Origin of the sequence: Lentibacter sp. (genome assembly GCF_965657785.1) — a bacterium.
In the GTDB taxonomy this organism is placed as follows: domain Bacteria; phylum Pseudomonadota; class Alphaproteobacteria; order Rhodobacterales; family Rhodobacteraceae; genus Lentibacter.
In genome coordinates this window covers 34,664-59,200 of the sequence record NZ_CBFHPP010000013.1, presented here as the reverse complement: position 1 = coordinate 59,200, position 24,537 = coordinate 34,664, and the positions used below count along the sequence as shown (strand labels likewise).

The 24,537-nt window shown below is 59.6% G+C and carries 33 protein-coding genes; 10 read left to right on the top strand and 23 right to left on the bottom strand.

All coding sequences use genetic code 11. The features are described from left to right. Positions 1-21: 21 nt before the first annotated feature. From ACTF58_RS09255 to lgt, 4 genes are all read right to left on the bottom strand, one after another. Positions 22-168, bottom strand: coding sequence for a hypothetical protein (locus tag ACTF58_RS09255; RefSeq protein WP_438991692.1), 147 nt, complete (start codon positions 166-168; stop codon positions 22-24). Positions 169-319: 151 nt separating this feature from the next. Further along, entirely contained in the window at positions 320-1,078 is a 759-nt protein-coding gene (gene pgeF, locus ACTF58_RS09250; protein WP_438991691.1) for a peptidoglycan editing factor PgeF, read from the bottom strand. Beyond that, positions 1,068-2,135 (bottom strand): class I SAM-dependent methyltransferase, encoded by a 1,068-nt coding sequence (locus ACTF58_RS09245; protein WP_438991690.1) that lies wholly within the window; start codon positions 2,133-2,135, stop codon positions 1,068-1,070. The genes pgeF and ACTF58_RS09245 overlap by 11 nt, the downstream gene beginning before the upstream one ends. Next, complete coding sequence (gene lgt / locus ACTF58_RS09240; protein WP_438991689.1) at positions 2,132-3,037, bottom strand: prolipoprotein diacylglyceryl transferase; 906 nt, start codon at positions 3,035-3,037, stop codon at positions 2,132-2,134. Before lgt ends, ACTF58_RS09245 begins: the two co-directional genes overlap by 4 nt. Before the next feature lie 100 nt (positions 3,038-3,137). On the opposite strand from lgt, the gene ACTF58_RS09235 reads away from it, so the two are divergent. After that, positions 3,138-3,410: an accessory factor UbiK family protein gene (locus tag ACTF58_RS09235; RefSeq protein WP_438991688.1), complete on the top strand. Its 273-nt coding sequence runs from the start codon at positions 3,138-3,140 to the stop codon at positions 3,408-3,410. Positions 3,411-3,448: 38 nt separating this feature from the next. After that, positions 3,449-4,078 (top strand): class I SAM-dependent DNA methyltransferase, encoded by a 630-nt coding sequence (locus ACTF58_RS09230; RefSeq protein WP_438991687.1) that lies wholly within the window; start codon positions 3,449-3,451, stop codon positions 4,076-4,078. Between the two features lie 284 nt (positions 4,079-4,362). On the opposite strand, the gene ACTF58_RS09225 is transcribed toward ACTF58_RS09230, so the two are convergent. From ACTF58_RS09225 to folK, 12 genes are all read right to left on the bottom strand, one after another. Next, positions 4,363-5,757, bottom strand: coding sequence for an FAD-binding oxidoreductase (locus tag ACTF58_RS09225; RefSeq protein WP_438991686.1), 1,395 nt, complete (start codon positions 5,755-5,757; stop codon positions 4,363-4,365). A gap of 27 nt (positions 5,758-5,784) precedes the next feature. After that, positions 5,785-6,117 carry a DUF1491 family protein gene (locus tag ACTF58_RS09220; protein ID WP_438991685.1) on the bottom strand — a complete coding sequence of 111 codons (333 nt, stop codon included), beginning with the start codon at positions 6,115-6,117 and terminating at the stop codon, positions 5,785-5,787. Then, complete coding sequence (era, locus tag ACTF58_RS09215; protein WP_438991684.1) at positions 6,114-7,022, bottom strand: GTPase Era; 909 nt, start codon at positions 7,020-7,022, stop codon at positions 6,114-6,116. Before era ends, ACTF58_RS09220 begins: the two co-directional genes overlap by 4 nt. A 40-nt stretch (positions 7,023-7,062) precedes the next feature. Next, positions 7,063-7,935: a DMT family transporter gene (locus tag ACTF58_RS09210; RefSeq protein ID WP_438991683.1), complete on the bottom strand. Its 873-nt coding sequence runs from the start codon at positions 7,933-7,935 to the stop codon at positions 7,063-7,065. Beyond that, a complete protein-coding gene (gene rnc, locus ACTF58_RS09205) occupies positions 7,932-8,618 on the bottom strand; it encodes a ribonuclease III (RefSeq protein ID WP_438991682.1) in 687 nt (228 codons plus the stop codon). Before rnc ends, ACTF58_RS09210 begins: the two co-directional genes overlap by 4 nt. Then, positions 8,615-9,454 (bottom strand): signal peptidase I, encoded by an 840-nt coding sequence (gene lepB / locus ACTF58_RS09200; RefSeq protein WP_438991681.1) that lies wholly within the window; start codon positions 9,452-9,454, stop codon positions 8,615-8,617. The genes rnc and lepB overlap by 4 nt, the downstream gene beginning before the upstream one ends. An 87-nt stretch (positions 9,455-9,541) precedes the next feature. Further along, positions 9,542-9,949, bottom strand: a complete 408-nt coding sequence (gene acpS, locus ACTF58_RS09195) for a holo-ACP synthase (RefSeq protein ID WP_438991680.1) — start codon at positions 9,947-9,949, stop codon at positions 9,542-9,544. Further along, positions 9,946-10,695: a pyridoxine 5'-phosphate synthase gene (locus ACTF58_RS09190; RefSeq protein WP_438991679.1), complete on the bottom strand. Its 750-nt coding sequence runs from the start codon at positions 10,693-10,695 to the stop codon at positions 9,946-9,948. The genes acpS and ACTF58_RS09190 overlap by 4 nt, the downstream gene beginning before the upstream one ends. A gap of 187 nt (positions 10,696-10,882) precedes the next feature. Next, entirely contained in the window at positions 10,883-11,518 is a 636-nt protein-coding gene (locus tag ACTF58_RS09185) for a DUF2062 domain-containing protein (protein WP_438991678.1), read from the bottom strand. Positions 11,519-11,542: 24 nt separating this feature from the next. Beyond that, positions 11,543-13,690, bottom strand: a complete 2,148-nt coding sequence (locus ACTF58_RS09180) for a RelA/SpoT family protein (RefSeq protein WP_438991677.1) — start codon at positions 13,688-13,690, stop codon at positions 11,543-11,545. Positions 13,691-13,713: 23 nt separating this feature from the next. After that, positions 13,714-14,067 (bottom strand): DNA-directed RNA polymerase subunit omega, encoded by a 354-nt coding sequence (gene rpoZ / locus ACTF58_RS09175; protein WP_438991676.1) that lies wholly within the window; start codon positions 14,065-14,067, stop codon positions 13,714-13,716. Positions 14,068-14,143: 76 nt separating this feature from the next. Further along, entirely contained in the window at positions 14,144-14,713 is a 570-nt protein-coding gene (folK, locus tag ACTF58_RS09170) for a 2-amino-4-hydroxy-6-hydroxymethyldihydropteridine diphosphokinase (RefSeq protein ID WP_438991675.1), read from the bottom strand. Between the two features lie 126 nt (positions 14,714-14,839). Here folK and ACTF58_RS09165 point away from each other — a divergent pair, with 126 nt between their 5' ends. The 6 genes from ACTF58_RS09165 to ACTF58_RS09140 all read left to right on the top strand — a co-directional run bounded on the left by ACTF58_RS09165 (position 14,840) and on the right by ACTF58_RS09140 (position 18,595). Continuing rightward, the gene (locus ACTF58_RS09165; RefSeq protein WP_438991674.1) at positions 14,840-15,412 is read left to right on the top strand and encodes a LabA-like NYN domain-containing protein; all 573 of its coding nucleotides are present in this window, start codon (positions 14,840-14,842) and stop codon (positions 15,410-15,412) included. A gap of 113 nt (positions 15,413-15,525) precedes the next feature. Then, complete coding sequence (ispH, locus tag ACTF58_RS09160; RefSeq protein WP_438991673.1) at positions 15,526-16,476, top strand: 4-hydroxy-3-methylbut-2-enyl diphosphate reductase; 951 nt, start codon at positions 15,526-15,528, stop codon at positions 16,474-16,476. After that, on the top strand, positions 16,473-16,925 hold the full coding sequence (locus tag ACTF58_RS09155; RefSeq protein WP_438991672.1) for a DUF3429 domain-containing protein: 453 nt from the start codon (positions 16,473-16,475) through the stop codon (positions 16,923-16,925). The genes ispH and ACTF58_RS09155 overlap by 4 nt, the downstream gene beginning before the upstream one ends. Further along, positions 16,922-17,515, top strand: a complete 594-nt coding sequence (locus ACTF58_RS09150) for a class I SAM-dependent DNA methyltransferase (RefSeq protein WP_438991671.1) — start codon at positions 16,922-16,924, stop codon at positions 17,513-17,515. Before ACTF58_RS09155 ends, ACTF58_RS09150 begins: the two co-directional genes overlap by 4 nt. Continuing rightward, the gene (gene rnhA, locus ACTF58_RS09145) at positions 17,508-17,975 is read left to right on the top strand and encodes a ribonuclease HI (RefSeq protein WP_438991670.1); all 468 of its coding nucleotides are present in this window, start codon (positions 17,508-17,510) and stop codon (positions 17,973-17,975) included. Before ACTF58_RS09150 ends, rnhA begins: the two co-directional genes overlap by 8 nt. Next, positions 17,972-18,595, top strand: a complete 624-nt coding sequence (locus ACTF58_RS09140) for a trimeric intracellular cation channel family protein (protein ID WP_438991669.1) — start codon at positions 17,972-17,974, stop codon at positions 18,593-18,595. Before rnhA ends, ACTF58_RS09140 begins: the two co-directional genes overlap by 4 nt. Here the strand turns inward: ACTF58_RS09140 and ACTF58_RS09135 are convergent. The 6 genes from ACTF58_RS09135 to def (ACTF58_RS09110) form a co-directional block, all read right to left on the bottom strand. Continuing rightward, positions 18,592-18,825, bottom strand: a complete 234-nt coding sequence (locus ACTF58_RS09135; protein WP_263764882.1) for a GlsB/YeaQ/YmgE family stress response membrane protein — start codon at positions 18,823-18,825, stop codon at positions 18,592-18,594. The genes ACTF58_RS09140 and ACTF58_RS09135 overlap by 4 nt on opposite strands. Then, a complete protein-coding gene (locus tag ACTF58_RS09130) occupies positions 18,826-19,062 on the bottom strand; it encodes a hypothetical protein (RefSeq protein WP_438991668.1) in 237 nt (78 codons plus the stop codon). Positions 19,063-19,189: 127 nt separating this feature from the next. Beyond that, on the bottom strand, positions 19,190-20,098 hold the full coding sequence (gene fmt, locus ACTF58_RS09125; RefSeq protein WP_438991667.1) for a methionyl-tRNA formyltransferase: 909 nt from the start codon (positions 20,096-20,098) through the stop codon (positions 19,190-19,192). Beyond that, positions 20,095-20,589, bottom strand: coding sequence for a peptide deformylase (def, locus tag ACTF58_RS09120; protein ID WP_438991666.1), 495 nt, complete (start codon positions 20,587-20,589; stop codon positions 20,095-20,097). The genes fmt and def (ACTF58_RS09120) overlap by 4 nt, the downstream gene beginning before the upstream one ends. Continuing rightward, the gene (gene def, locus ACTF58_RS09115) at positions 20,586-21,080 is read right to left on the bottom strand and encodes a peptide deformylase (RefSeq protein WP_438991665.1); all 495 of its coding nucleotides are present in this window, start codon (positions 21,078-21,080) and stop codon (positions 20,586-20,588) included. The genes def (ACTF58_RS09120) and def (ACTF58_RS09115) overlap by 4 nt, the downstream gene beginning before the upstream one ends. Continuing rightward, a complete protein-coding gene (gene def / locus ACTF58_RS09110) occupies positions 21,077-21,595 on the bottom strand; it encodes a peptide deformylase (protein ID WP_438991664.1) in 519 nt (172 codons plus the stop codon). Before def (ACTF58_RS09110) ends, def (ACTF58_RS09115) begins: the two co-directional genes overlap by 4 nt. A 123-nt stretch (positions 21,596-21,718) precedes the next feature. Between def (ACTF58_RS09110) and ACTF58_RS09105 the strand changes: the two genes are divergently transcribed. Beyond that, a complete protein-coding gene (locus tag ACTF58_RS09105) occupies positions 21,719-22,888 on the top strand; it encodes a MalY/PatB family protein (protein WP_438991663.1) in 1,170 nt (389 codons plus the stop codon). On the opposite strand, the gene ACTF58_RS09100 is transcribed toward ACTF58_RS09105, so the two are convergent. Then, entirely contained in the window at positions 22,889-23,254 is a 366-nt protein-coding gene (locus ACTF58_RS09100) for a hypothetical protein (protein WP_438991662.1), read from the bottom strand. Between the two features lie 198 nt (positions 23,255-23,452). On the opposite strand from ACTF58_RS09100, the gene ACTF58_RS09095 reads away from it, so the two are divergent. Continuing rightward, complete coding sequence (locus ACTF58_RS09095; RefSeq protein ID WP_438991661.1) at positions 23,453-24,427, top strand: glutathione S-transferase family protein; 975 nt, start codon at positions 23,453-23,455, stop codon at positions 24,425-24,427. Positions 24,428-24,537: the final 110 nt, after the last annotated feature.

The following is a 24,537-nucleotide window of genomic DNA, read 5'->3' as shown; positions in this document are numbered from 1 at the left end:
GTCGCCACTCGGACCCTGACACTAGGCCGCTTGGCTCATCGGCTTGTTACGCGATGAGATAAACACGGCGCGCCTTGCGCCGCGCTCCCATGGCATGGCCGGTGTTTCGCTTTGGGCGGCTTTGATCATGCTTTCAAGCCAGCGTTTGCGCTTTTGGGATGCCTGCATTTTATTAGTCCTCATGTTGTGCCAGTCGGGGCTGGCTTCACTGTTGCTCAGGAGAGACTAAAGCCCGCAAATGGGGCGTCGATTGGGCCGCTTGGCGACAATACCGCGGTGATTTGGAAACGAAAGCAAGGCTAAGGGGCGATTGTTTCGCTTACAGTCTGATGACCGAGACGAGGCGGCCATAGTCTTTTTCGCCGCGATGTGTGGTGCGGCGGTAGCTGTAAAAGCGCTCTTCGTCAGCGTAGGTGCAATGGCCTGTCCAGCGGGCTGTGCCCACGCCACGGGCGCGTAGCCGCGCAAGGCCGAAGGCGGGCAGATCAAAGAGGTATTTGTCGGGCGTTGCGCCGCTGGCGAAAAAGCGGGCGGTTTCGGGGTCCTCGTCTGCGAAGCGCTCGAAAAATTCCTGACCGACTTCATAGGCGGTTTGCGAGATCGAGGGGCCTATGACGGCGGTTATGTTGGCAGCCTTTGCGCCGAGGGCTTCCATGGCATCGACTGTGGCTTCTAACACGCCGGTTTGTGCGCCTTTCCAGCCCGCGTGGGCCGCGCCGATCACGCCTGCGGCGGCATCCGCGAAGAGCACGGGTTGGCAATCGGCTGTGAGAATGGCGAGGCCGAGGCCGCGCGTGGCCGTGACCATGGCGTCGGCTTTGGGCTTTTCGGTGTGCGGCTCTGTGATATGCACGACATCTGGGGAGTGCACCTGATGAACCGAGGCGAGGGCCTCTGGCGCAAGGTCGAGGGCATCGGCGACGCGGGCGCGGTTGAGCGCGACGATTTCGCTTTGGTCCGAGGAGCCTTGGCCGCAGTTAAGCCCAGAAAAGATACCCGAAGAGGCGCCGCCTTTACGGGTGAAGAACCCGTGTTGGAACGGGGCGAGGCCTGCGTCGGTTATGATTTCAAGCACCATCTTCAAGTCCTGCGGGGGCGGGCGCGCCATGTGGCATCAGCGCCATCACTTTGAAGAGCGTCCCCATTTCTTCGGGGTGCGTCAAGCGGCGATGTGCGGCAATGTGGCTTTCAAGGGCTGCGCCTGTCAGCTTTTGGGCAAGGGCTTGGGCACGGGCGGTTATTCCGAGGCGCTCCAGAAACACGCCTTGGGGCGTGAGCGCGCTGTGTGCGGCGGGTGCTGCGGCCTTGGCGAGCGCCTCAAAATCAACATGGGCTGTGAGATCGGCTGTGCCAAGGCTCGCAAGCGGGCTGACTTTTTCATGGGCTTTGACGGCTTGGAACGTGTCGCCCTGTGCGCGCCAGCTGCCATAGTCGATGATGAGCGCGCATCCGCCGTGGGCGGCGATATGGCCGCCGATTTCGCAAGCGACGGCCTCGGCAGGGCCACAGACTTCGACAAGATCGCCGATCTCGGTATCGTCCAAGCGGTGTTCAAGGCTGGCAAGCTGGGTCGCGTCTGTGAGGCCGAAGGCGAGCGCGCCGGCCTCAAGCCCGACCACGCGCTCGCGCCAGCCCGCCTCATCGCGGATGAACTGGCGAATGGGCAGGGCATCAAAGAACTCGTTGGCCACGAGAAGAAGCGGCTGGGGCTTGGGAGCGAAGCTGTTTTGCCATTCGGGCGCATAGGCTTTGAGCGCCTCGGCTTGGCGGGCGCGCAGGGCGGGGGAGGTTTCGACAAGCACAATATCGGCGGCGGCGTGGAAGCCAGCCACGCCTTTGGTGGCGCGCAGGATATCGGCCATGAGCGTGCCACGCCCCGGGCCAAGCTCGGCAAGTGTGAAGCGCTGGGGTGCGCCCATGTCAAGCCAGCTTTGGGCGAGGCAGAGGCCGATCAGCTCGCCAAACATCTGGGAGATTTCGGGAGATGTTGTGAAATCACCGCCCGCGCCGAGGGGGTCGCGGGTTGTGTAATAGCCATGCTCGGGGTGCTGGAGGCAGAGCGCCATGAACTCGGCAAGCGTGAGCGGGCCACTGGCGCGGATCAGCGCTGTGATATGGTTTTCAAGGGCGCTCATACGGGGCGATTGCGGCGCGCCCAGAGAATGATCAGAACGCCTGCGAGGACCATGGGCAGCGAGAGGAGCTGGCCCATGGTTATGCCGAGAACAACATGGCCGAAGGGATTGTCTGGCGTGACGAATTGCGCGTCAGCTTGGCGGAAGTGTTCGACGATAAAGCGCGCTGTGCCGTAGCCGGCGATGAAGACGCCTGTGATCAGGCCACGGGTTTTGAGCGCGCCGCGCGAAAAGGCGAGAAAGAGGAGCAGGAGGCCAAGCAACGCGCCTTCAAGGGCGGCTTGGTAGAGCTGAGACGGGTGGCGCGTCAGCTCGGCACCTGTGTAGAACCATTCGCCCGCCTTTTCGCAGCCTTGCAACACGGTGTTGCGGCACATGGTCGGGAATTTCATTGCCCATGGCACATCTGTGGGTCGGCCCCAAAGCTCGGCGTTGATAAAATTTGCCAAGCGGCCGAGCATGAGGCCCCATGGCACGCCAAGGGCGATTGTATCGGCGGCAGCGATCTTGCTGACGCCGTTGCGCGCGCACCAGATCCATGCGGCGATGACCACGCCAAGGAAGCCGCCGTGAAAGGCCATGCCGCCTTGCCAGACCTGAAGGATCTGGGAAGGGTTGGCGAGGTAATAGGCCGGCTCGTAAAACAGCACAAAGCCGAGGCGTCCGCCAAGAATGATCCCGAGGATGATCCATGTGAGCAAGTCTTCGAGCTGTGGCTTGGTGAGCGGGGCTGTGCCGCTCCAGAGCGCGGGGCGGCTCACGGCGCGCACACTGACTTGCCATGCAATGATGATCCCGACGATATAGGCGAGCGCATACCAGCGCAGGGCAAACTCCATGCCTGCGATTGGAAGGGTGAATATCTCGGGCGAGATTTCGGGGAAGGGAATTTGTGCCAACATATCTCACCTTGTTGCCTGCCTTGAGGGCGCGGTCAAGCTTGAGAATATGCGCGCGCTGCCCCATATAGGGGATAAGCAATGCGCCAAGGAGGCAAACCCCGTGCAAACACGCAATAAAGTTCTGGATGATATTTCCCAGCTGATGACAAACGCTATGGGCGTGGCCCAAGGCGCAAAGACCGAGGCCGAGACGGCCATGAAGTCGATGATGGACCGCTGGCTGGCGGACCGTGATTTTGTCACGCGCGAAGAGTTCGACGCGGTGCGGGCCATGGCGCAGAAGGCGCGCGAAGAGAACGAAGCGCTGAAAGCGCGGCTGGACGCTTTGGAAGCGGCCAAGCCTGCGGCGAAGAAGGCGGCTGCGAAGAAGTAAGGCTTGCCTGATAGAACAGGGGCTGGTTCACTTCGCGCATGAGTGATGATGAACCAGACCTCGATGCAGCCTACGGGCTAAAAACCCCAGAAGACAGCAAGCGGCTCTATGCGGCTTGGGCCAAGAGCTATGATGCGGGCTTTGCGGCAAGGATGGAGTATTGTCTGCCCGAGCGGGTTGTGCAGGCCTTTGTGGCGCGCGGGCCGCGTGGGCCTGTGCTTGATATTGGCGCGGGCACGGGGCTTGTCGGGACGCATCTTGCGGCGGCGGGGCTTGGGCCAGTGGATGGCGTCGACATCAGCCAAGAGATGCTGGATGTGGCCCGCGTGCGCGGCGTTTATCGGCGGCTTTTTACGGGCGATATGACCGCGCGGCTTGATGTGGCCGACGGGGCGTATGGCAGCATTGTTTCGTCAGGGACATTTACCACGGGGCACGTGGGGCCAGAGGCTTTGGACGAAGTTTTGCGTGTGGCGGCGCGCGGTGCGCAGATCGCGATTTCTGTGAGCCGCGCCCATTGGGAGGCGGCAGGGTTTGCCGCGAAGTTTGAGGCATTGGCAGGGCAGATTGCAGGTTTGGAGCTGAAAACCGTGCGGATTTATGGCGACAAGGCAGAAGGCGACCACGCGAATGACGTGGGGTATGTTGCGGTGTTTGGGAAGGTTTAGGGGCGGTCTGCTCTTCGGACGAAGCCGTCAGTCGCGACGGAGGCTAACGTCAGCCCCTGGGGTGGCGATCCAACGCCGGTTGCAAAGCGCTTTATGTCTGCAAAATACATCCTCAGACCGAATGGCGCGCCTGCATCTGCCAAATCGCCAGCCCAAGGGAGGGGCTGACGATGGCCGGGCCGCTATTGCGGCTGTTAACCGGCTGGGTGCTCCCAATCGAAGGTCTGCTCTGGGCTCAAACTCGCCGTTAACGGATAGCAGCCCGTTCGGATATGACGCCTCTGTCAGTCAGGAATAACTTTCCCGGGATTCATGATGTTTTGCGGGTCGAGCGCCAGTTTGATGGCGCGCATGGCTTCGACAGCCACTTTGTTTTTGCGCCGTGCCATGGAGGGGAGTTTGTAGGTTCCGATGCCGTGTTCGGCGGAGAAGCTGCCGCCGAAGTGAAGCACGCAGTCTTCGATGATTTCTGTCACCTCGTCTTTGCGCGCGGGTGTCATATCAGCGGTTTTGACCGCATAATGCGCGTTGCCGTCGCCGAGGTGGGCGACGATAATGGTGAAAGGGTCGGGGTCGAGTTTGCGGATTTCGCCATCAATCATCTCAAGCGCCGCTTCCATCTTGTCGGTCGGCACGGCGATATCGGCGCTGACCATGGGCATGAAGGGCATACAGATTTCGGCGGCGGCCTCGCGGCGCGCCCACATTTCGCGGCGCTGGGTCTCGTTTTGGGCGATTACGGCGTCAAGCACCTCGCCACTGTCCAGAAGGGTGCCGAGGGTGTCTTCGAGCGTGGCAGAAACGGCGGCGCGACCATCTGCGGCGCGGGCGTCAGAGCTTGCGCCGACTTCGACGAGGATGTTGACATCATAGCTTTCCTCAAACGGGGCGCGCGCGCCCTCAACCACTTTGAGGTGGGTGTCGATAAAGCCGCGCGGCATATATTCAAACGCCTCTACACTGCCGCCTGTGGCGGATTGTAGCGCGGCGAGCAGATCAAGTGCGACAGGCAGGCTTTTGACGGCGACCATGGCTGTGGCGTAGGCGCGGGGCTTGGGTGCGAGCTTGAGCACGGCGCCTGTGATGATCCCGAGGGTGCCTTCGGCGCCGATGAAGAGGTGCTTGAGGTTGTAGCCCGAGTTGTCTTTGTGCAGTTCGCTCATGATATTCATGATCTCGCCATTGGGCAGCACGACTTCGAGGCCGAGGCAGAGATCACGCGTATTGCCATAGCGCAGGACGTTGGAGCCGCCCGCATTGGTCGAGAGGTTTCCGCCGATCATGGCGGAGCCTTGCGCGCCGAAGGTGAGCGGAAAGATGAGATCATGCGCATCAGCGGCCTCGCGCAGGGTCGAGAGCACCACGCCGGCCTCTACCACAGCGATGCGCGCCTCGGGGCGAATTTCGCGGATTGTGTTCATCCGCTCCAGCGAGATCATGAGAGCGCCCTCGGCACTTGTGCCAGCGCAAAGGCCTGTGTTGCCAGAGACAGGGACAATCGCGGTGTGATGCGCGCTGGCGAGCTTTACAACGGCTGCGACCTCTTCTGTGGACGCGGGGCGGACCACGGCGAGGGGGGTCCAGCTTTCGGTGTTCATCCAGTCGTGGCTGTATTTGGCCATATCGGTTGCGGTCAGGACGTTGGCGTCTCCGACTATGGATTTGAGTTCTGTCAGCATAATTGCGCTCCCCTGTTAAAGCGGAGGTTAGTCGGACAATCCTACCTCATCAAGACAATGTCTGCCTTGGCGGTCTTCCACTTCGATGATCCAGAGATCAGGGTCCATGTTGCGCTGTTTGGCGAGAGACGCATCCACCACGGCCTCTTCGCCTTCGGCGAGAAGCTCCCACGCGCGGCTGTCTGTCATGAAGTCAAAGCGGCGCTGAAAGGCCTGTGCGCGGCCATCAAGGGTGTTGAGTTTTATCAGCACGGCGCCTGCGGTATCGTCGCCATGACGCACAACAAAGGCGGGGATATCATAAAGGCGCAGGCGTGTGAGGTAGGCGGAGACCCAGAACTCAGATGTCAGCCGTGTCACGTGTTGCCGTCCTTGAAATCAAGGCCCATCTCGGAGTAGCGCTCGGCTTCGTCCAGCCAGTTGGGCCGCACTTTAACCTGCAAGAACAGGTGAACCTTGCGGCCCAAGAACTCTTCCAGCTCTTCGCGCGAGGCTTTGGAGACAGCTTTGATTGTCTCGCCGCGCTTGCCGAGCAGGATGCCTTTGTGGCCGTCGCGCATCACGTAGATGATCTGGTCAACGCGACAGGAGCCGTCTTTGCGCTCTTCCCAAGCTTCTGTCTCGACGGTGAGCTGGTAGGGCAGCTCTTGGTGCAGACGAAGGGTCAGCTTTTCGCGGGTCATTTCGGCGGCGATCATGCGCATAGGCAGATCGGCGATCTGGTCTTCAGGGTAGAGCCAAGGCCCTTCGGGCAGCTCGGAGGCGAGCCATTCGCGCAGGGCGGGGACGCCATGGCCGCGCTCGGCAGAGATCATGAAGGTTTGCAGGAAGGGATGCAGCGAGTTCATTTGCTCGGTCAGCTGGAGCAGGGAGTCAGACTTAACTTTATCAATCTTGTTGATCGCGAGGGCGACTTTCTGATCAGGGTTGAGGCCTTTGAGGCTTTCAAGGATGTGCTTTACGCCTTCCGAAATCCCGCGGTGCGCCTCGATCAGCAGCACGACGATATCGGCATCAGCGGCACCGCCCCATGCGGCGGCGACCATGGCACGGTCAAGGCGGCGGCGGGGTTTGAAGAGGCCAGGTGTGTCAACAAAGACGATTTGGGCCTCGCCCTCAAGCGCAACGCCACGGATGCGGGCGCGGGTGGTTTGCACCTTGTGGGTGACAATACTCACCTTCGCTCCAACCATGCGGTTGGTCAGGGTGGATTTGCCAGCGTTCGGTTCTCCGATGAGGGCAACAAAGCCTGCGCGTGTGGTCATGTGATCGGCTCCAATAGGGTTGGGCGCTCTTTAACGGGTTTCAGCGCCCGCTGCCAGCACTGCGTGCGCGCGCAAAGCTATAAAGACCTGCGAGCACGATAAGGGCCGCGCCAAGCAGCGTCAGGGGATCGGGGCGCTCGCCAAACACCGTGAAGGCGATCAGGAGCGCAAAGACCAGCCGCGTGTAGCGGTAGGGCGCAACAAAGCCCACATCGCCCGAGCGCATGGCGCGGGTGAGCGCGGCATAGGCCAGCACGCCCACGAGGGCTGCCCCTGCCGTCAGGAGCAGGCTTTGGCCTGTTGGCAAGGTCGGGACTCTGCCCTCAAGGGCTGTGAGCAACAGGCCCGCAGCGCTCAGAACTGCGAAGCCAAGGCTGCCGAGCTGGGCTGTGGACATGGCGGGCGGGCTGGCGCGCGTGGCCAGATCGCGGCCCGCAAAGCCGATTGTCGCGAGAAGGGCATAGAGCGATGTGATCTGAAAGCTCTCAAAGCCCGGACGGATCACCACAAGCACACCGAGAAAGCCCAAGGCCATGGCCAGCCAGCGCCGCCAGCCGACGGCCTCACCAAAGACCAAGATTGCACCCAGTGTCACAACGATGGGCGCGGCCTGGAGGATAGCAGATGTGCTGGAGAGCGGTGCATGGGCAAGGGCGAGGCCGAAGAAGAGCCGCCCCATCAGCTCGAAGGCCGAGCGGATTAGCATGGTGCGCTTGAGGCAGGCGGGATGCCAAACAGGCTCTCCCACACGCAGGGACTGGCTCGCAAAGACCAGAAGCCCGATGAGGCCAAAGGAGATCAGCGCTGTGCCGACCGATGTCAGCTCTGTGGCGGCCTTAAAAAAGCTGTCCTCAAGCGCAAAGGCGGCCATGGCGAGGATCATAAAGCCTGCGCCCGATTGATTGGCGCTCATGAAGCGCTTTCGATCTGGGCCAGCAGGAGGGCGGCGGCGGCTTGCTCGGCGGCACGCTTGGAGTTTGCTGTGGAGGCGGCGGTTTCGCCGCTGGCGAGGCGCACCTCAATTGTGAACTCGGGCGCATGGTCAGGGCCTTGGCGCGCGGTTTCAACATATTTGGGCGGATTTTGCTTGCGGGCCTGCGCCCATTCTTGCAGCGCGGTCTTCGGGTCGCGGGCATCGCTTTCGACTGTTGTGATGCGTTTGGCCCAGAGCCGCAGGATCAGGGCCTTGGCGGCGTCAAACCCGCCGTCGAGATAAACCGCAGCGATCACGGCTTCCATGGCGTCGCCAAGCAGCGCAGTTTTGCGCCGCCCGCCTGACATCATCTCGGAGCGGCCGAGCTTGAGCACGGCGCCGATGTCTATGTCGCGGGCAATATCGGCGCAGGTTTCTTTGCGCACGAGAGCGTTGTAGCGCGGCGCAAGCTGGCCTTCACTTGCGCTCATGTCGTCTTTGAGCAGGGCTTCGGAAATCACGAGGCCAAGCACGCGATCCCCGAGAAACTCGAGGCGCTGGTTATCGGGCCGTGTGGGGGACGACATGGAGCTATGCGTGAGCGCACGGTTGAGCAGCTCGGGGCGCGCAAAGCTATGCCCCAATACGCCCTCAAAGGCTTGAAGATCGGCGGAAAGTTTCACTCTATTCTCTTGAAAAAGCGGTCGCTGCGCCATGTCCAGAAATAGAGCATAGAGCTGCCACCGGATGAAAACATCACACGGTCGGCGCGGCCGATCAGGTTTTCAAACGGAACAAAGCCGACGCCGCCAACGCGCTGGTCAAAGCGGCTGTCGGTGGAGTTGTCGCGGTTGTCGCCGAGGAAGAAGAAATGCCCCGCAGGGACCGTAAACACAGGGGTATTGTCGGCGCGCTGATCGCCAATATTGAGGATCGCGTGCGAGCGCCCGTTGGGCAGGGTTTCGATCTGGCGCGATTTGGTGCATTCGGCGCCCATGCCGACAGAGCCGTTTTCACAGCGCGGGCGCATCCGCTGTGGGCCTTGCAGCTCAAATGTCTCGCTAAAGACGCCGCCATCTTGAAGCTGAACAGGGCTGCCATTGAGGATCAGCACGCCATTGCTGAGCTGCACCGTGTCGCCTGGCAGGCCAATGAGACGCTTGATGAAATCAGAGCCATTGACGGGATGGCGGAAGACCACGACATCGCCGCGCTCGGGCTGACCGGCAAACAGGCGGTTGTTTTCGCCGCGCGACCAGCCGCAGACATCCTCGGCGTCAATATTAATGCCGATCGCGGGGAGGCGCACAGACGGGCAGGAGGCGTAGGAGTAGCCATAGGCCATTTTGTTGACGAAGAGAAAATCGCCAATCAGCAGCGTGTCTTTCATGGAGCCTGACGGGATCCAGAAGGGCTGGAAAAACAGCGAGCGAAACACCCCTGCGATGAGCAGAGCATAGACGATTGTCTTGATCGTTTCGACAAATCCGCCGCTGCGTTTTTTCTCTTCTGTGGTCATTGAGATTATCCCTAAAAGCTAGGGGCTTCATGAGCCGCGCAGGCGGGTCTGTCAACCCAGAGGGGAGGTGAGCGGGCTATTGAGCCATCATATGGCGGCAATCGGGCGCGCTTCAATCACCACAAAGGCCTGCGCCCAGGGGTGATCATCTGTCAGGGTCAGATGAATGATGGCCTCATGCCCTGCGGGGGTCATGGCGTCGAGCCGCTCTTTGGCCCAGCCGGTCACTTCCATGACGGGTTGGCCTGTGGACAGGTTGCTCACGCGCATATCGCGCCAGGCGATGCCCATGCGCAGACCTGTGCCCAAGGCTTTGGAGCAGGCTTCTTTGGCGGCCCAACGTTTGGCGTAGGTTCCGGGTGTATCAAGGCGGCGCTCGGCTTTGGCCTGTTCTGTCTCGGTGAAGACACGGGTGCGGAACCTGTCGCCAAAGCGCTCCAGCGTGGCGGCGATCCGCTCGATATTGGCAAGATCGGTTCCGATACCAAGGATCAAGCGCGCGCCTCATCCATCAGGCGCCGCATCTCTGCAATCGCGGCGTCCATGCCGATAAAGAGCGACTCCGCCATCAGGAAATGCCCGATGTTGAGCTCCATCACCTCGGGAATGGCGGCGATGGGCTTTACGGTTTCAAAGGTGAGGCCGTGGCCTGCATGAACCTCAAGACCGAGCGAATGGGCCAAGGCTGCACCCTCCCTCAGAGCGGCGAGTTCAGCGTCACGTTTGGCGAAAGCGCCGTCGTAATGATAGTCGCAATAAGCGCCTGTGTGAAGCTCGACGACGGCGGCACCGATGCGGGCGGCGGCTTTGATCTGGCTTGGCTCATGGCCGATAAAGAGCGACACGCGGCAGCCGGCGTCTCGCAGTGGCGCGATAAAGCTTGCGATCCTGTTGTCATCCCCCCCCACATCAAGGCCCCCCTCGGTTGTGCGCTCTTCGCGCTTTTCAGGGACGATACAGACGGCGTGGGGCTTGTGGGCGAGCGCGATCGACTGCATCTCGAGTGTTGCGGCCATCTCGAAGTTGAGCGGTGTGGTGAGCGCCGCCATCAACCCGTCAATGTCAGCGTCACGGATGTGACGGCGGTCTTCGCGCAGGTGCGCCGTGATGCCATCCGCACCCGCCGCCTCGGCGAGCTTGGCGGCGCGCACAGGGTCAGGATAAGCGCTGCCGCGCGCGTTGCGCACGGTGGCCACGTGGTCAATATTCACACCGAGACGTAATTTGGCAGCATTCACCATGACGGGTCCTATGTTTTTTTGATTCGGATGGATTGGCTTGATTTGATCAAATTCTTACGCCAAGCCCAACCTTTTTCTTTCTAGAAATATCCCAGGGGGTCTGGGGGACTGGTCCCCCAGCTTGGCTGAGGTCTGGGGGACGGGTCCCCCAGCGGGTCGGATTGCACGCAGTGCAATTCGAATGCGGTTAAGGCGCATCCTTAGCCTTCTTTTTGCGCAGGGCGGCGAGCTTTTCCTTGATCCGGCCTTTGCGACGGTTTTGGTAGGCGCGGATCAAGGGCACGGCCATGTAATAGCAGATCGAGGCCGTGATCACGCCCGGGATGATTCCGCCGACAAGATAGGGAAAAAACACCTCGTCATAAAAGATTGCCAGCCCGTGCCAATCGGCGGTTCTTGAGGTGAAGATCGCCAGAAAGTTGTGCCAGAGGTCGCCGCCCGCTTCGGAGAATTTGCCGCCGAGTTTCTGTTCGGCGACTTCAAACTCTGTTCCCAGAAGCCAGTGGCCCGTTTTGAGCGAGGCGACGCCGATCGGAATATAGGTCAGCGGATTGCCAAAAAAAGTCGCCAAGAGCGCTGCAATCAGATTGCCTTGCATCACGCGCGAGATGAGGGCCGCCACGATAAAGTGCATTCCGTAGAACGGTGTGAAGGTTGTGAACACGCCAGCCCAGATGCCGCGGGCAATCTTGTGGGGCGGGTCGGGAAGTCTGTGAAGCCGGTGGCGGACATAGTGAAAGGCGCGTGCCCATCCCCCTTTCGGGTAGAGGAATTCGGTGACAATTTGCCACCACGCCCGTTTGTCTCGCCGTTTAAAGACCAAAACTTCTGTCCTTGCCGTATTTTGTTACTGCGCCTCGGCCCCGTTTTCAACGTTGCTGGCCTCGGGGTCAACAACACGTTCGAGAAGTGCGACATCATTCTCCGCTTCCAGCACCGAGCTGAGCGTGTGCAAATGCTCGGCGTCGCTTAAGTCAGCATCAATCCGCAGTTTGTAAAAGTCTGGTTTGCGGTCCAGAAAGACCAGATTTGAGATATTGGCCCTGGCCTCGCCAATCAAGGTGCAGACCCGCCCTAAAACGCCAGCGTCATTGCCAATCGTCAATTCAAGGGTCACAGGATAGATGGCGGGGTGGTTTCCGGCCTGCCAATGGAGATCGAGCCAGCGCTCCGGCTGGTCTTCAAAATCTGTCAGCCTGTCACAATCAATGCGATGCGCGACAACCCCTTTGCCACGATAGGTGATCCCGACGATGCGTTCTCCCGGGAGCGGCTGGCAGCAGGTGCCGCGCTGGAAGTGTTGATCGGAAGAGAGGCCGATCACGGCGCGTTCGGGCGCCACGGCTTCGGCGCGGTCTTCGATCAGATCGGGGTAGACCGCCTGCACAACGCTGCGGGCCTCGATTTCGGCGCTTCCAAGGCGGGCGAGCACTTCGTCACGGCCTTCAAGGCGCAGTTTTTTGGCGGCGGTGTCGAGGACTTTGTCTGTGGCTTTTTTGCTCACGTTTTCAAAGGCGGCGCGGGCGATTTCGCGGCCCAGTTTGATGAAGCGGTCACGGTCCATTTCGCGCAGGGCGCGGCGGATGGCGCTTTTGGCTTTGCCCGTGACGGCCATATCAAGCCATGTCGGCTGGGGCGTCTGGCCTTCGGCTGTGATGATTTCGACAGATTGGCCGTTGCGGATACGGGTCCAGAGCGGCACCCGCATATGGTCGATCTTGGCGCCGACGCAGGCATCGCCAATTCGGGTGTGAATGGCATAGGCAAAATCAAGCGGCGTTGCGCCACGGGGCAGTTTGATCACATCGCCCTTGGGCGAAAAGCAGAAAACCTGATCGGCATACATTTCGAGTTTGACGATTTCGAGAAAGGCGTCGTGGTCTTCCTCGGCGTCAAACTGCTCTGTGAGGCCCGAGACCCATTTGACAGGATCAACGGCAAAGGGATTTTCTGTGCGCACACCGTCGCGGTAGGACCAATGCGCCGCCACGCCGCTTTCGGCGACATCATGCATTTGCTGGGTGCGGATCTGGACTTCGACACGTTTGCCGTCACGGCCCGAAACGGTCGTATGGATCGAGCGATAACCGTTGGATTTGGGCTGGCTGATGTAGTCTTTAAAGCGGCCCGGAATCGCGCGCCAGCGTTGATGGATCACGCCAAGGATACGGTAGCAATCGGCTTCGGTTCGGGAGATGATACGAAAGCCGTAGATGTCGGACAGGCGGGAAAAGGCGAGTTCCTTTTCCTGCATTTTGCGCCAGATCGAATAGGGCTTCTTGGCGCGGCCAATAATCTGGGCCTCGATCCCTGCTTTGTCGAGTTCTAGTGTCATATCGGCTGTGATTCGTTCGATTACATCGTCGGTTTCGTTTTGCAGCGTGATGAAGCGGCGCATAATGCTGGCGCGGCCTTCGGGATTGAGGACTTTGAAGGCGAGGTCTTCCAGCTCTTCGCGCATCCACTGCATCCCCATGCGGCCTGCGAGGGGCGCATAGATATCCATTGTTTCACGCGCTTTTTGGGCCTGTTTGTCAGGGCGCATGGCCTTGATCGTGCGCATATTGTGCAGACGGTCAGCGAGCTTGACCAGAATGACCCTGAGATCGCGGGACATGGCGATAAACAGTTTGCGAAAGTTTTCGGCCTGTTTGGTCTCGGTGGAGGAGAGCTGAAGATTGGTCAGTTTGGTGACGCCATCGACAAGATCGGCGACTTCGCGGCTGAACTTGTCGCTCACGATTTCATAAGAGGCGCCCGTGTCTTCGATTGTATCGTGCAACAGGGCGGTGATCAGCGTGCTGTCATCCAGCCGTTGGCCTGCCAGAATTTGAGCAACAGCAAACGGATGGGTGAAGTATGATTCGCCAGAATGCCGCTTCTGGCCGTCATGTGCGGCCTTGGCAAACTCGTAGGCCTCGGTGATGAGGCGTTCATTTGTTTTCGGGTTATATGCGCGGACGAGGCTTAGAAGCTCATCGACTGGAGGAATCATCCGCTAGATCACCTTCTGGCAGGTTAGCCCTGACCTTGTGCTTCCATCAACTGGCGCAAGAGCTGCTCTTCTGTCATGTCGTCATCAGACGGCTTGTCAGCCTCGGCCCCCATCAGAAGCGCCATAGCATCATCTTCAGGCTCATCAACTTCGATCTGGGTCTGGTTGCTTTCGATCAGACGCTCGCGCAGATTGTCGGCTGTCTGGGTTTCGTCAGCGATCTCGCGCAGGGCCACAACGGGGTTTTTGTCGTTGTCGCGCTCTACTGTGAGCGATGCACCAGCAGAGATTTCGCGGGCACGATGCGACGCGAGCATGACAAGCTCAAAACGGTTTGGAACTTTGTCTACGCAATCTTCAACGGTCACACGGGCCATGGGTCACTCCAGATCAGTCTTGTGAAGGCCCGTATTTAGGGGCCTTGCACCTGAAACACAAGGCCAAAAAGCCACCTTAACAGGGAAGAACCGAGTCTTTTTCTTTGGCAGGGAGCGCGGCAAGCATCTCGCGCACGGTGCGCCGCAAGACGGGGTGGGCCCAATCGGGCGCAATATCGGCGAGCGGAACGAGGACAAACGCGCGCTCTGACAGCCGGGGATGGGGCAAAATAAGCTCGGTGGGGGCGGTGGTGCGCTGCGCCTCGACGCCGAGCGTTTGCCAGTGATCATAGGTTTGCTGATCGGGCAGCACAGTTTGCCCTGCGGCGAGGATATCAAGATCAAGGCTGCGCATCCCCCAACGCTGAATGCGCTCGCGGCCAAACTCGGCCTCGATCTGGTGCAAGATATGCAAGACTTCTGCAGGCGATTTGTTAGACGACAGGCGGGCGGCGGCATTGACATAATCCGGCCCCGCCCCGACGGGAAAGCAGGGGGTCTGGAAAAAGCGGCTCACGGCCTCCAGTGTGAGGCCTGTTTCGGGCAGGCGCGCGAGCGCTGCGCGCAGGGTCACTTCGGGGCCTCCGAGGGCGGACGGCATATTGCCGCCGAGGGCGATCAGGTATGTTTGCGCTTTTGGCTCCAACGCCCTATCCTTCTCTTGATTAGATGCCTGTAACCGGTTTTTATAGTGTTACCAAAGTGTTTTGGCCCTGCTTGCCTTTCAACCATCCGACCCTGAGCAAGCCTGCGGTTTTTAGAGGGACTGTTTATGTTTTACAAGGATGAGCGCCTTGCGCTTTTTATTGATGGCTCAAATTTATACGCGGCGGCGAAGTCGCTCGGGTTTGACATTGACTACAAGCTTTTGCGGAGCGAATTTATGCGCCGTGGCAAGCTTCTGCGCGCGTTTTATTACACGGCCTTGCTTGAAAACGACGAGTATTCGCCTATTCGCCCGCTGGTCGACTGGTTGAATTACAACGGGTTCAATATGGTTACGAAGCCCGCCAAGGAATTTACCGACAGTCAAGGGCGGCGCAAAGTAAAGGGCAATATGGATATCGAACTGGCTGTCGATGCTATGGAGCTTGCGCCTCATGTGGACCATATTGTGATATTCTCAGGCGATGGCGACTTTCGCCCGCTTGTGGAGAGCCTTCAGCGTCAAGGCGTGCGGGTCTCTGTTGTCTCCACGATCCGAAGCCAGCCCCCTATGATTGCGGACGAGCTGCGCCGTCAGGCGGATAATTTCATCGAGCTAAACGATCTCAAAGACGTCATTGGACGCCCGGCGCGCGAGGATGCTCAAGGGGATGACGGCGATCTTGATGATCTTGACTAGGTTTTAGGCCAACGCGGGGCGCGGTTGTCTTGGGGCATCGCGCCCTTTTTTTGTCCGTAGGTCTGGACCTGCGCAGGCGCATCGCTTAGCTCAGGGGGACGAGGAGCGCGCCGATGACAAAACCACCTCTCAAAGTTATTCTTGCCGCCCCGCGCGGCTTTTGTGCGGGGGTTGACCGCGCCATCAAGATTGTCGAGCTGGCAATCGAGAAATGGGGCGCCCCTGTTTATGTGCGCCACGAGATTGTGCACAACAAATATGTGGTCGACGATTTGCGCGCCAAGGGGGCCGTTTTTGTCGAGGAGCTTGAAGACTGCCCTGATGATCGGCCTGTTATTTTCTCGGCGCATGGTGTGCCCAAGGCTGTGCCGGCCGAAGCGGCGCGCCGCGAGATGGTTTTTGTCGATGCGACCTGCCCGCTTGTGAGCAAGGTGCATATCGAGGCCGAGCGTCATCATGTGGCTGGCTTGCAGATCATTATGATTGGCCATGAGGGGCACCCTGAAACCGTCGGCACGATGGGCCAGCTGCCTGAGGGCGAGGTCTTGCTTGTGGAGACAGAAGCGGATGTGGTCGGCGTGACGGTGCGCGACGCGTCCAAGCTTGCCTTTGTGACGCAGACCACTCTGTCTGTTGATGACACAGCGGGGATCGTGGCGGCGCTTCAGGCGCGCTTTCCCGCGATTGTGGGGCCGCACAAAGAGGACATTTGCTATGCCACCACGAACCGTCAGGAAGCCGTGAAGGCCATGGCGGAGCGCGTGGAGGCCATGCTTGTGGTGGGGGCGCCAAATTCGTCCAATTCGCAGCGGCTTGTCGAAGTTGGCTCTAATGCGGGGTGTGGCTATTCGCAGCTTGTGCAGCGGGCAGCCAATATCGACTGGCGCGCGCTTGAGGGGATCGGCTCGATCGGGATCACCGCAGGCGCCTCGGCGCCTGAGCTTCTGGTGCAGGAGGTGATTGACGCTTTGGGCGAACGTTATGCGCTTGAGATAGAAGTGCTCGAAACGGCCAAAGAGAATGTCGAATTCAAAGTGCCGCGTGTGCTGCGGATGCCCGCATGAGGGCGGCTTTGCTGCGGGTTCCGCGTGCGCCGCTTGTCTTGGGGCTTGCCGGGCTGTTGCCCTTCCTTTGGGGGGCGCTTACGGCGCATCTGGGCAGTTTTGGGGCTGATGCGCTGTTGGGCGCGCGGCTCGTCGGGGGGGCGGCGCTTGTGTCTTATGGCACGGTGATTTTGTGTTTCATGTCGGGCGTCTTGTGGGGCTTTGCCACGCGGCTCACTGGGGCGGCAGCCCTGCGCGGCTACATTTATTCTGTTATACCTGCGCTTTGGGCGTTTTTCTGTGTCGGCGGTGCAGGATCGCTTCTGGCTTTGATGCTGGGCTTTGCGGCGCTGCTTGCGCTGGATATGTGGTTTGTGCGCGCGGGCGCTGCGCCTGACTGGTGGATGCCATTGCGTTTGGTGCTGACTTCGGTTGTGCTCGCCTGCCTTGTTTTGGGGGCGTTGGCATGACAGCGGATGCGCAAACACTGGCGATTTATGATGCGAAGGCCGAGGACTATGCAAAAATCGTTGTGAGCAAGGCCGAGCACAAGAGCCTGATCGGCTTTGTCGATGATCTTCCTGAGGGCGCTTATGTGCTCGATCTGGGCTGTGGGCCGGGGCATTACGCCGCCGAGATGCTCAAGCGGGGATGTAAAGTGGATGCAACGGATGGCTCTGCTGAAATGATCGCTCTGGCGCGGCAGGTCGAGGGGCTGAATGTTGCGCAGGCTTTGTTTGACGATCTGGAGTCTGTTGATACATACGATGGCGTATGGGCAAGCTTCTCGCTGCTTCATGCGCCGCGGAACAAGCTGCCGCAGCATCTGGGCCAAATCAAGCGCGCCTTGAAAGCGGGCGGTGTGTTTCACATTGGCATGAAGCTTGGCGACAGCGAGGCGCGGGATGCGCTGGGCCGCGCCTATACATATGTCAGCGAGGCCGAGCTTCTCGGCCTTTTGGCTGATGCGGGCTTTGAGCCTTATGATATTTTTAAAGGAGAGGGGGCCGGCTTGTCAGGATCCGTCGATAAATTCATTCTGGTGCGCGCCCATGGCTGAGCTTTTTGCCTACACGGACGGGGCCTGTTCGGGGAATCCGGGGCCTGGTGGCTGGGGGGTGCTTTTGCGCGCGGTTGAGGGCGGTGCTGTGCTCAAGGAACGTGAGTTGAAGGGCGGTGAAGCGGATACGACGAACAACCGTATGGAGCTTTTGGCCGCGATCAACGCCTTGGAACGGCTGGAAAAACCCTCACAGCTCACTGTCGTGACGGATAGCGCTTATGTGAAGAACGGGGTCACGGGGTGGATCTTTGGCTGGAAGCGCAACGGCTGGAAGACTTCAAACAAGAAGCCTGTGAAAAACGTCGATCTCTGGCAACGCCTTGACGCGGCGCAGGAGCGCCATAGCGTGACGTGGAAGTGGATCAAGGGCCATGCGGGGCACGCCGAAAACGAGCGCGCCGACGCTTTGGCGCGTGCGGGTATGGCGCCGTTCAAGCCCGCGCGGAACGAGGCATGAGCGCGCTTGCTCTGCTGGATTATGCCTCGGTTTTTATCTTTGCGCTGACGGGGGCTTTGGCGGCGTCACGGGCGCAGCTTGATATCATTGGATTTGCGTTTCTGGCCTCTTTGACAGCCGTTGGCGGCGGCACGTTGCGTGACCTTTTGCTCGACAGGAACCCTGTATTCTGGATCGCGCAGCCCGAACATATCGCGATTGCTTGCGGCGCTGCGGGGCTTATTTTCTTTACAGCACATCTGTTTGAAAGCCGTGCGCGGCTCTTGCTTTGGCTTGATGCTCTGGCGCTTGGTGTTGCGGTTGCTGCGGGTGTGGGTGTGGCGATGTCGCTTGGCCACGGCGCGCCGGTTGTGCTGATGATGGGCATTATGACGGGGACATTTGGCGGGCTGATGCGGGATGTTGTGGCCAATGAGGTTCCCTTGGTGCTCAGGCAGGGAGAGCTATATGTGTCGGCGGCCTTTGGCGGCGCGATTGTGGCGCTTTTGGCGGCGGGTATTTCGGGCGCGCCGCTGGTTGTCTTTGGGTCTTGTGTCGTCAGCACGTTTGTTTTGCGTGCGGGGTCTATCGCCTTTGGCTGGCGGCTGCCTGTCTATCGCGCGAGGCCGCCAAAACTTTAGCGCTTAAAGTATTTCTGCCAGACCCATATGACGAGCATCGCGCCCATGACTGCGCCGATGAGGCCGCCGAGCATCCCCATGACGCTGAGTAAGAAGCGCAGAAGAAACCCGCCGATCAGCGCGCCTGCGATACCGATGGCCATGGTTGTGACAATGTCGGTTTCAAGGCGCATCATGCGGGTTGCAAGGAAGCCCGCTGCCGCGCCGATGATGATCAGATAGAGCGCCATTTACCTTCTCCAGTGGGTTGGAATGATGACGAGCGCGCCGATGGAGGCGGCAATTGCGTTCATGCCGTGGCTTTTGAAGCCTATGTTGAACATAAGGCTGATGAAGTAAAAAACAAAGGCTCCGCCAACGCAGATGATGATGGATTGAAGGATGCCGTTGCGCGTGAAGCCCGAGCGTTCGCTCAGATAGCCGACGATACCAGCGATTACGACGGTTCCGATCATGGAGGGAAACATAGGGTTTGCTCCTTAAAGCGTTTCGAGTTTAAGTCGAGCCATGGCTTAGGCTCGAAACGCGCGAAACCTAATTCATGTAGAGGCCGTTTTGAATTAAATTCGAGATCCGATTTTATTTCAAAACGCTTTAGCTGAGGCGCGTTCCCTTGGGGAGGGGTGTGCCGCGTGTGAACTCTGAGATATCTTGCGCCTGACTGCCTGCTTTTTGCAAGCGAAGCAGTTCTATTGCGCCTGTTCCACAAGCAACATACGCAGGGGTATGGACCACTTCGCCCGCCGCGCCATGGCCCTCTGACAGACGGGAGGCCAAAATCTTGAGGCGCGTGCCGTTCAACTCGCACCATGCGCCCGGGAAGGGGGACAGGCCTCTGATCTGGCGGTCTATCTCTTCTGCGGGACGGGACCAGTCTATGCGGGCTTCGTCCTTGCTGATCTTTTCGGCATAGGTGACGCCCTCGTCGGGCTGTGTAACGGGCGTGAGGCCTGACAAACTGTCGAGCGCTTTGACAATTGCCGCAGAGCCAAGAGCGGAGAGGCGATCATGGAGCTGGAGTGTGGTTTCTTCTGGGCCGATCGCGGTCACTTCGCGCAGCAGCACAGGGCCTGTGTCAAGACCTGCCTCCATTTGCATGATGCAGACGCCTGTCTCAGCGTCGCCCGCCATGATCGCACGATGAATGGGCGCTGCGCCGCGCCAGCGCGGCAAGAGGGAGGCGTGGATATTGAGGCAACCATACGTAGGCGTACCTAAAATGGCTTGTGGCAGGATCAGCCCGTAGGCGACGACCACGGCCACTTCAGGCGCAAGGCTGGCGAAGTCTTTTTGCGCCGCCTCAGACTTGAGGCTGACGGGGTGTCGCACGTCTAAGCCCAGCTCCAAAGCGCGTGCATGAACCGCTGTGAGGCGTTCCTTTTTGCCACGCCCAGCGGGGCGCGGGGGCTGGCAGTAGACGGCCACAATCTCGTGGCCTGCTGTGACCAGCGCCTCAAGAACGGGAACGCTGAAGTCTGGAGACCCCATAAAAACAAGTCTCATGACAGCTTCCTTGCGCGGCGCAGAAGCATATCGCGCTTCACTTTTGAAAGCCGGTCAAAATACATTTGGCCGTTGAGGTGGTCGAGTTGGTGTTGGACGGAGGTGGCCCAGAGGCCGACGAAGTCGCGGCGTTCGGTGATGCCTTCGGCGTTAAGGAAGCGCACGCTGACCCCGCGGGGGCGTTTGATGACGGCGGAGACGCCGGGGAGATTCGGGCTGGCCTCGTCATGTTCGCGAAAGACGCCGCTGGCGTCGATGATCTCGGGATTGGCCATGAGAACGGCTTTGCCGCGCTCTTCGCTGGCGTCCACGACCGCAAGGCGCAGCATCACGCCGATTTGGGGCGCGGCGAGGCCGACACCGGGCATGGCTTCCATTGTGTCGACCATATCGGCCCAGATGACGCGGATCTCGTCGGTGACGGCTTCTACGGGTGCGGCCTTGGTGCGCAGGCGCTTGTCGGGCCACGGAATGCAAAGTCTGGCTGTCATGAGTGCGCTTTCAGGTAGGGCGTTTCTAGGTCTGCGCGCAGCTCGGGGGATACGCGGTCAAAGTGGAGCTTGCCATCGAGATGATCAAACTCGTGCTGGATAATGCGGGCCTCGGCGCCCTCAAAGAGGGCCTCATGCGTGCCGCCGTGCTCATCCTGCCAGCGCACAAAGACGCGAGGCGCGCGCGCGACAGGCACAGCCACATCAGGCACGGAGAGGCACGTTTCCGCGAGCGGCACCGCCGCGCCACGTGGCTCGATGTCAGGATTGATCATGACGCGCGGTGTGGGTGTGCCGTCTTTCCAGCCCGCGTCCATCACAAAGAGCCGCTCCAGCACGCCAACTTGCGGACCAGCGAGGCCACGGCCCTTGGCGGCATACATTGTGTCAAACATATCTGTCAGGCGCGTGCCAAAGTCGGGCCGATCAACAGGCGTGCAAACCGTAGAGAGGCGCGGATCAGGCCACTGAACGATAGGCAATACGCTCATGCGCGCATCATCTCGCGTTTGAGCTTTTGCATTTTGCGGGTGATCATCTGGCGGCGCATGGCCCCGAGATAATCAATGAAGAGCTTGCCATTGAGGTGGTCAATCTCGTGCTGCACGCAAGTCGCCCAGAGGCCATCGAAGGTATCGCTTTGCGCGTGTCCGTCGCGGTCGATCCAGCGCACATCAACGGTCTTGGGGCGGGTCACTTCGCCGTATTGATCGGGGATCGAAAGGCAGCCTTCTTCGTAGGTATTGGTCTCGTCGGAGGCGGCCACAATCTCGGGATTGAACATCACCATCGGTTTGGGCGTCTCGCCCTCTTCCTTGACACAATCGAGCACGATCACCCGCGAGAGAACGCCGATCTGGGGCGCGGCAAGGCCAATGCCCGGCGCGTCATACATTGTCACGAGCATATCGTCGCCAAGTTTGCGCAGATCATCCGAGAGGTCTGGCACAGGCGCGCAGACCTTTTTGAGGCGGGGGTCGGGGTGTATCAGAATGGGCCTTTTCATAAGGCTCATTTAGGCGATGCGGCGGGGCACTGCAACACGCTGTGCAACATGGCCTTGCGCTCGGTTTTTAATCGGCTAGCTTTTGCCCAGATGAAATGCGCGCCCAACATCGGAGAGCACCCCATGAATTTTGACGAGATCATTGACCGCAAGGGCACCCATTCTGCGAAATGGGACATGATGGACAAGCTTTATAATGTGCCTGCGCAAGACGGGATCGCGATGTGGGTTGCGGATATGGATTTTCGCCCGCCTGCCTGTGTGCAGGGCGCCTTGGAGAAGATGCTTTCGCACGGCATTTACGGCTATTATGGCGGCGATACGGAGTATCGTGCGGCGATTTGTTGGTGGATGAAAACCCGCCACGGCTGGGAGGTTGACCCTGCCGCGATTTTTACGACCCACGGGCTTGTCAACGGCACGGCGCTTTGTGTGGATACATGGACCGAAAAGGGCGACGGGGTCGTGCTCTTTACGCCCGTCTACCACGCGTTTGCCAAGGTGATTAAGGCCAATGGCCGCCGCGTTGTCGAGTGCCCTATGGTGCTTGAGAACGGGCGCTATGAAATGGATTTTGACAGCTATGATGCGCTGCTCGATGGCTCGGAGAAGATGGTTATTCTGTGCTCACCCCATAACCCCGGCGGGCGGGTCTGGAGCGAGGCCGAGCTGCGCGAGGTGGCTGAATTTGCCAAAAAGCATGATTTGATTTTGGTGTCAGACGAGATCCACCATGATCTTGTGATGCCTGAGGCCAAGCATACGCCGATGGCCAATATCGAGGGGATTGAGGACCGTCTTGTCATGATGACGGCGACGACCAAGACCTTTAATATCGCGGGCGGGCATTCGGGCAATGTGATCATCCCCGATGAGACGTTGCGTGCGCAGTTTGGGGTGAAGATGGCGGGTCTGGGGATTTCGGCGAACTCCTTTGGCCTTGAGATGGCCGAAGCGGCCTATAGCCCTGAGGGGGCGGAATGGGTGGATGCGCTTGTGACGTATATCAACGGCAACCGCGAGATATTTGATGCGGGGATCAACAGCATTCCGGGCCTGAAGTCTATGCCGCTTGAGGCGACCTATCTGGCGTGGGTTGATTTTGAAGGCACGGGCATGAGCCGAGAGGAAGTGACCCGCCGCGTGGAGGAAGACGCCAAGATCGCGGCGAACCACGGGCCGACATTTGGCACAGGCGGCGAGAGCTTCATGCGCTTTAATCTGGCCACGCCACGTGCCTATGTCGAGCAGGCGGTCGAGCGGCTTCAGAAGGCCTTTTCCGATCTTCAGTGATCAATGCGGTGAGGGCGCGGCCTTGCCTATGAGAGCTACGGGCGCGTTTGTATCGCGCTCGTAATCCAGCGGGGCTTTGTCATGGGCTTGGGTGACGCGTTTGAACTCGTAGTGCATCATGTCGCCCTCTTCTTCGGTGGCAATGATCAGACCGTTCATCAGATGTTTGGTGCCATCAAAGATATCGACCAGCCCGCGCAGCTTGGGCGCGCCTGAGACATCCAGCGCAAAGCCTTTGTCCCAGAGTTTGAGAACGGGATATTGGGCCTCGCCCATCTGCACGCGCAAGCGCGAGGACTTTTTCATGGCCGCTTTGCGGGCGGCTTTGAGCGCCGCCTCGATCTCGGGGGATAGATAGTCTGTCATTTTTCGCGCCTTTCCTGTGACCCATAGATTTGCACGGTTTGGTTGAGAAACAAGTAACGAATTCTTTCTAGAGGTTTAATGTTGCAGCTGTGTGACTCTCGCTCTGTGCGTCAGCGCAGGGGCGCTGCGCGGGGGCGGGTGTTTATCGTGCGGGGCTGTGGGGCTAGGTAGGGGCAACACCGAAATGAGGAGACCCCGATGGGACAGTTGGTAGACGGCACATGGCATGATGTTTGGTATGATACGGCGTCAACGGGCGGTGCGTTTGAGCGCACGACAGCCAAGTTTCGCAACTGGATCACTGCGGATGGCGCGGCGGGTCCGACAGGCGAGGGCGGATTTGAGGCCGCGAGCGGGCGCTATCATCTTTATGTCTCCTATGCCTGCCCTTGGGCGCATCGCACGCTTATTTTCAGGGCGCTGAAAGGGCTTGAGGCGCATATCAGCATATCGGCTGTGCATCCTGATATGCTCTCTGAGGGCTGGACCTTTGAGAAAGATGCGCATGGGGCCACGGGCGATACACTCTATGGGCTTGAGTTTGCGCGGGATGTTTATCTGAAGGCGGATCCGCAGATATCGGGGCGGGTGACGGTTCCGATTTTGTGGGACAAGGAGCGCGAGACGATTGTGAGCAATGAAAGCTCGGAGATCATCCGTATGCTGAACTCGGCGTTTGACGGGCTGACGGGGAACAGTGACGACTATTGGCCTGAGCCGCTGCGCGATGAGATTGAAGAGGTCAACGCGCGGATTTATGACACGCTGAACAACGGTGTTTACAGGGCGGGCTTTGCCACCACGCAGGCGGCCTATGATGCGGCGATTGATCCGTTGTTTGAGACGATGGACTGGCTTGAGGCGCGGCTTTCCCAGCGGCGCTATCTGATGGGGGATCAGCTCACCGAGGCGGATTTGCGGTTGTTTACCACGCTTGTGCGGTTTGATCCGGTCTATCATTTGCACTTTAAGTGCAACCGCGCGCGGCTGATTGATTATCCCAATCTCTGGGCTTACACACGCGCGCTTTATCAGACTGCGGGCGTCGCGGAGACGGTGAATATGGAGCATATCGTGCGCCATTATCACTACAGCCACGACACGATTAACCCCAATCGGATTCTTCCGACCAACCCTGTGCTCGACTTTATGGAGCCGCATGGGCGGGGTTAAACCCCGTTATCTTGTGGATAACTTCTGTTGAGGCCCCACATGAAGGGCTGAAACGTTGACAAGGCGCAGCTGTGCCCCTCAGACTGGCAAACAGTCAGAATCAAGGGCGC

What these genes read in the sequence shown, in the direction of transcription:
- ACTF58_RS09245 (WP_438991690.1), bottom strand. Translation starts at nt 2,135, where the DNA reads ATGAGCGCCCTTGAAAACCATATCACAGCGCTGATCCGCGCCAGTGGC.
- ACTF58_RS09140 (WP_438991669.1), top strand. Translation starts at nt 17,972, where the DNA reads ATGAGCGCGCTTGCTCTGCTGGATTATGCCTCGGTTTTTATCTTTGCG.
- def (WP_438991665.1), bottom strand. Translation starts at nt 21,080, where the DNA reads ATGAGCGTATTGCCTATCGTTCAGTGGCCTGATCCGCGCCTCTCTACG.
- ACTF58_RS09190 (WP_438991679.1), bottom strand. Translation starts at nt 10,695, where the DNA reads ATGGTGAATGCTGCCAAATTACGTCTCGGTGTGAATATTGACCACGTG.
- fmt (WP_438991667.1), bottom strand. Translation starts at nt 20,098, where the DNA reads ATGAGACTTGTTTTTATGGGGTCTCCAGACTTCAGCGTTCCCGTTCTT.
- ACTF58_RS09155 (WP_438991672.1), top strand. Translation starts at nt 16,473, where the DNA reads ATGAGGGCGGCTTTGCTGCGGGTTCCGCGTGCGCCGCTTGTCTTGGGG.
- pgeF (WP_438991691.1), bottom strand. Translation starts at nt 1,078, where the DNA reads ATGGTGCTTGAAATCATAACCGACGCAGGCCTCGCCCCGTTCCAACAC.
- ACTF58_RS09180 (WP_438991677.1), bottom strand. Translation starts at nt 13,690, where the DNA reads ATGATTCCTCCAGTCGATGAGCTTCTAAGCCTCGTCCGCGCATATAAC.
- ACTF58_RS09150 (WP_438991671.1), top strand. Translation starts at nt 16,922, where the DNA reads ATGACAGCGGATGCGCAAACACTGGCGATTTATGATGCGAAGGCCGAG.
- ACTF58_RS09230 (WP_438991687.1), top strand. Translation starts at nt 3,449, where the DNA reads ATGAGTGATGATGAACCAGACCTCGATGCAGCCTACGGGCTAAAAACC.
- lepB (WP_438991681.1), bottom strand. Translation starts at nt 9,454, where the DNA reads ATGACCACAGAAGAGAAAAAACGCAGCGGCGGATTTGTCGAAACGATC.
- rpoZ (WP_438991676.1), bottom strand. Translation starts at nt 14,067, where the DNA reads ATGGCCCGTGTGACCGTTGAAGATTGCGTAGACAAAGTTCCAAACCGT.
- ACTF58_RS09135 (WP_263764882.1), bottom strand. Translation starts at nt 18,825, where the DNA reads ATGGCGCTCTATCTGATCATCATCGGCGCGGCAGCGGGCTTCCTTGCA.
- rnhA (WP_438991670.1), top strand. Translation starts at nt 17,508, where the DNA reads ATGGCTGAGCTTTTTGCCTACACGGACGGGGCCTGTTCGGGGAATCCG.
- ispH (WP_438991673.1), top strand. Translation starts at nt 15,526, where the DNA reads ATGACAAAACCACCTCTCAAAGTTATTCTTGCCGCCCCGCGCGGCTTT.
- ACTF58_RS09255 (WP_438991692.1), bottom strand. Translation starts at nt 168, where the DNA reads ATGCAGGCATCCCAAAAGCGCAAACGCTGGCTTGAAAGCATGATCAAA.
- ACTF58_RS09210 (WP_438991683.1), bottom strand. Translation starts at nt 7,935, where the DNA reads ATGAGCGCCAATCAATCGGGCGCAGGCTTTATGATCCTCGCCATGGCC.
- ACTF58_RS09130 (WP_438991668.1), bottom strand. Translation starts at nt 19,062, where the DNA reads ATGTTTCCCTCCATGATCGGAACCGTCGTAATCGCTGGTATCGTCGGC.
- def (WP_438991664.1), bottom strand. Translation starts at nt 21,595, where the DNA reads ATGAAAAGGCCCATTCTGATACACCCCGACCCCCGCCTCAAAAAGGTC.
- ACTF58_RS09095 (WP_438991661.1), top strand. Translation starts at nt 23,453, where the DNA reads ATGGGACAGTTGGTAGACGGCACATGGCATGATGTTTGGTATGATACG.
- era (WP_438991684.1), bottom strand. Translation starts at nt 7,022, where the DNA reads ATGACCACACGCGCAGGCTTTGTTGCCCTCATCGGAGAACCGAACGCT.
- ACTF58_RS09105 (WP_438991663.1), top strand. Translation starts at nt 21,719, where the DNA reads ATGAATTTTGACGAGATCATTGACCGCAAGGGCACCCATTCTGCGAAA.
- lgt (WP_438991689.1), bottom strand. Translation starts at nt 3,037, where the DNA reads ATGTTGGCACAAATTCCCTTCCCCGAAATCTCGCCCGAGATATTCACC.
- ACTF58_RS09100 (WP_438991662.1), bottom strand. Translation starts at nt 23,254, where the DNA reads ATGACAGACTATCTATCCCCCGAGATCGAGGCGGCGCTCAAAGCCGCC.
- ACTF58_RS09165 (WP_438991674.1), top strand. Translation starts at nt 14,840, where the DNA reads ATGTTTTACAAGGATGAGCGCCTTGCGCTTTTTATTGATGGCTCAAAT.
- ACTF58_RS09225 (WP_438991686.1), bottom strand. Translation starts at nt 5,757, where the DNA reads ATGCTGACAGAACTCAAATCCATAGTCGGAGACGCCAACGTCCTGACC.
- def (WP_438991666.1), bottom strand. Translation starts at nt 20,589, where the DNA reads ATGACAGCCAGACTTTGCATTCCGTGGCCCGACAAGCGCCTGCGCACC.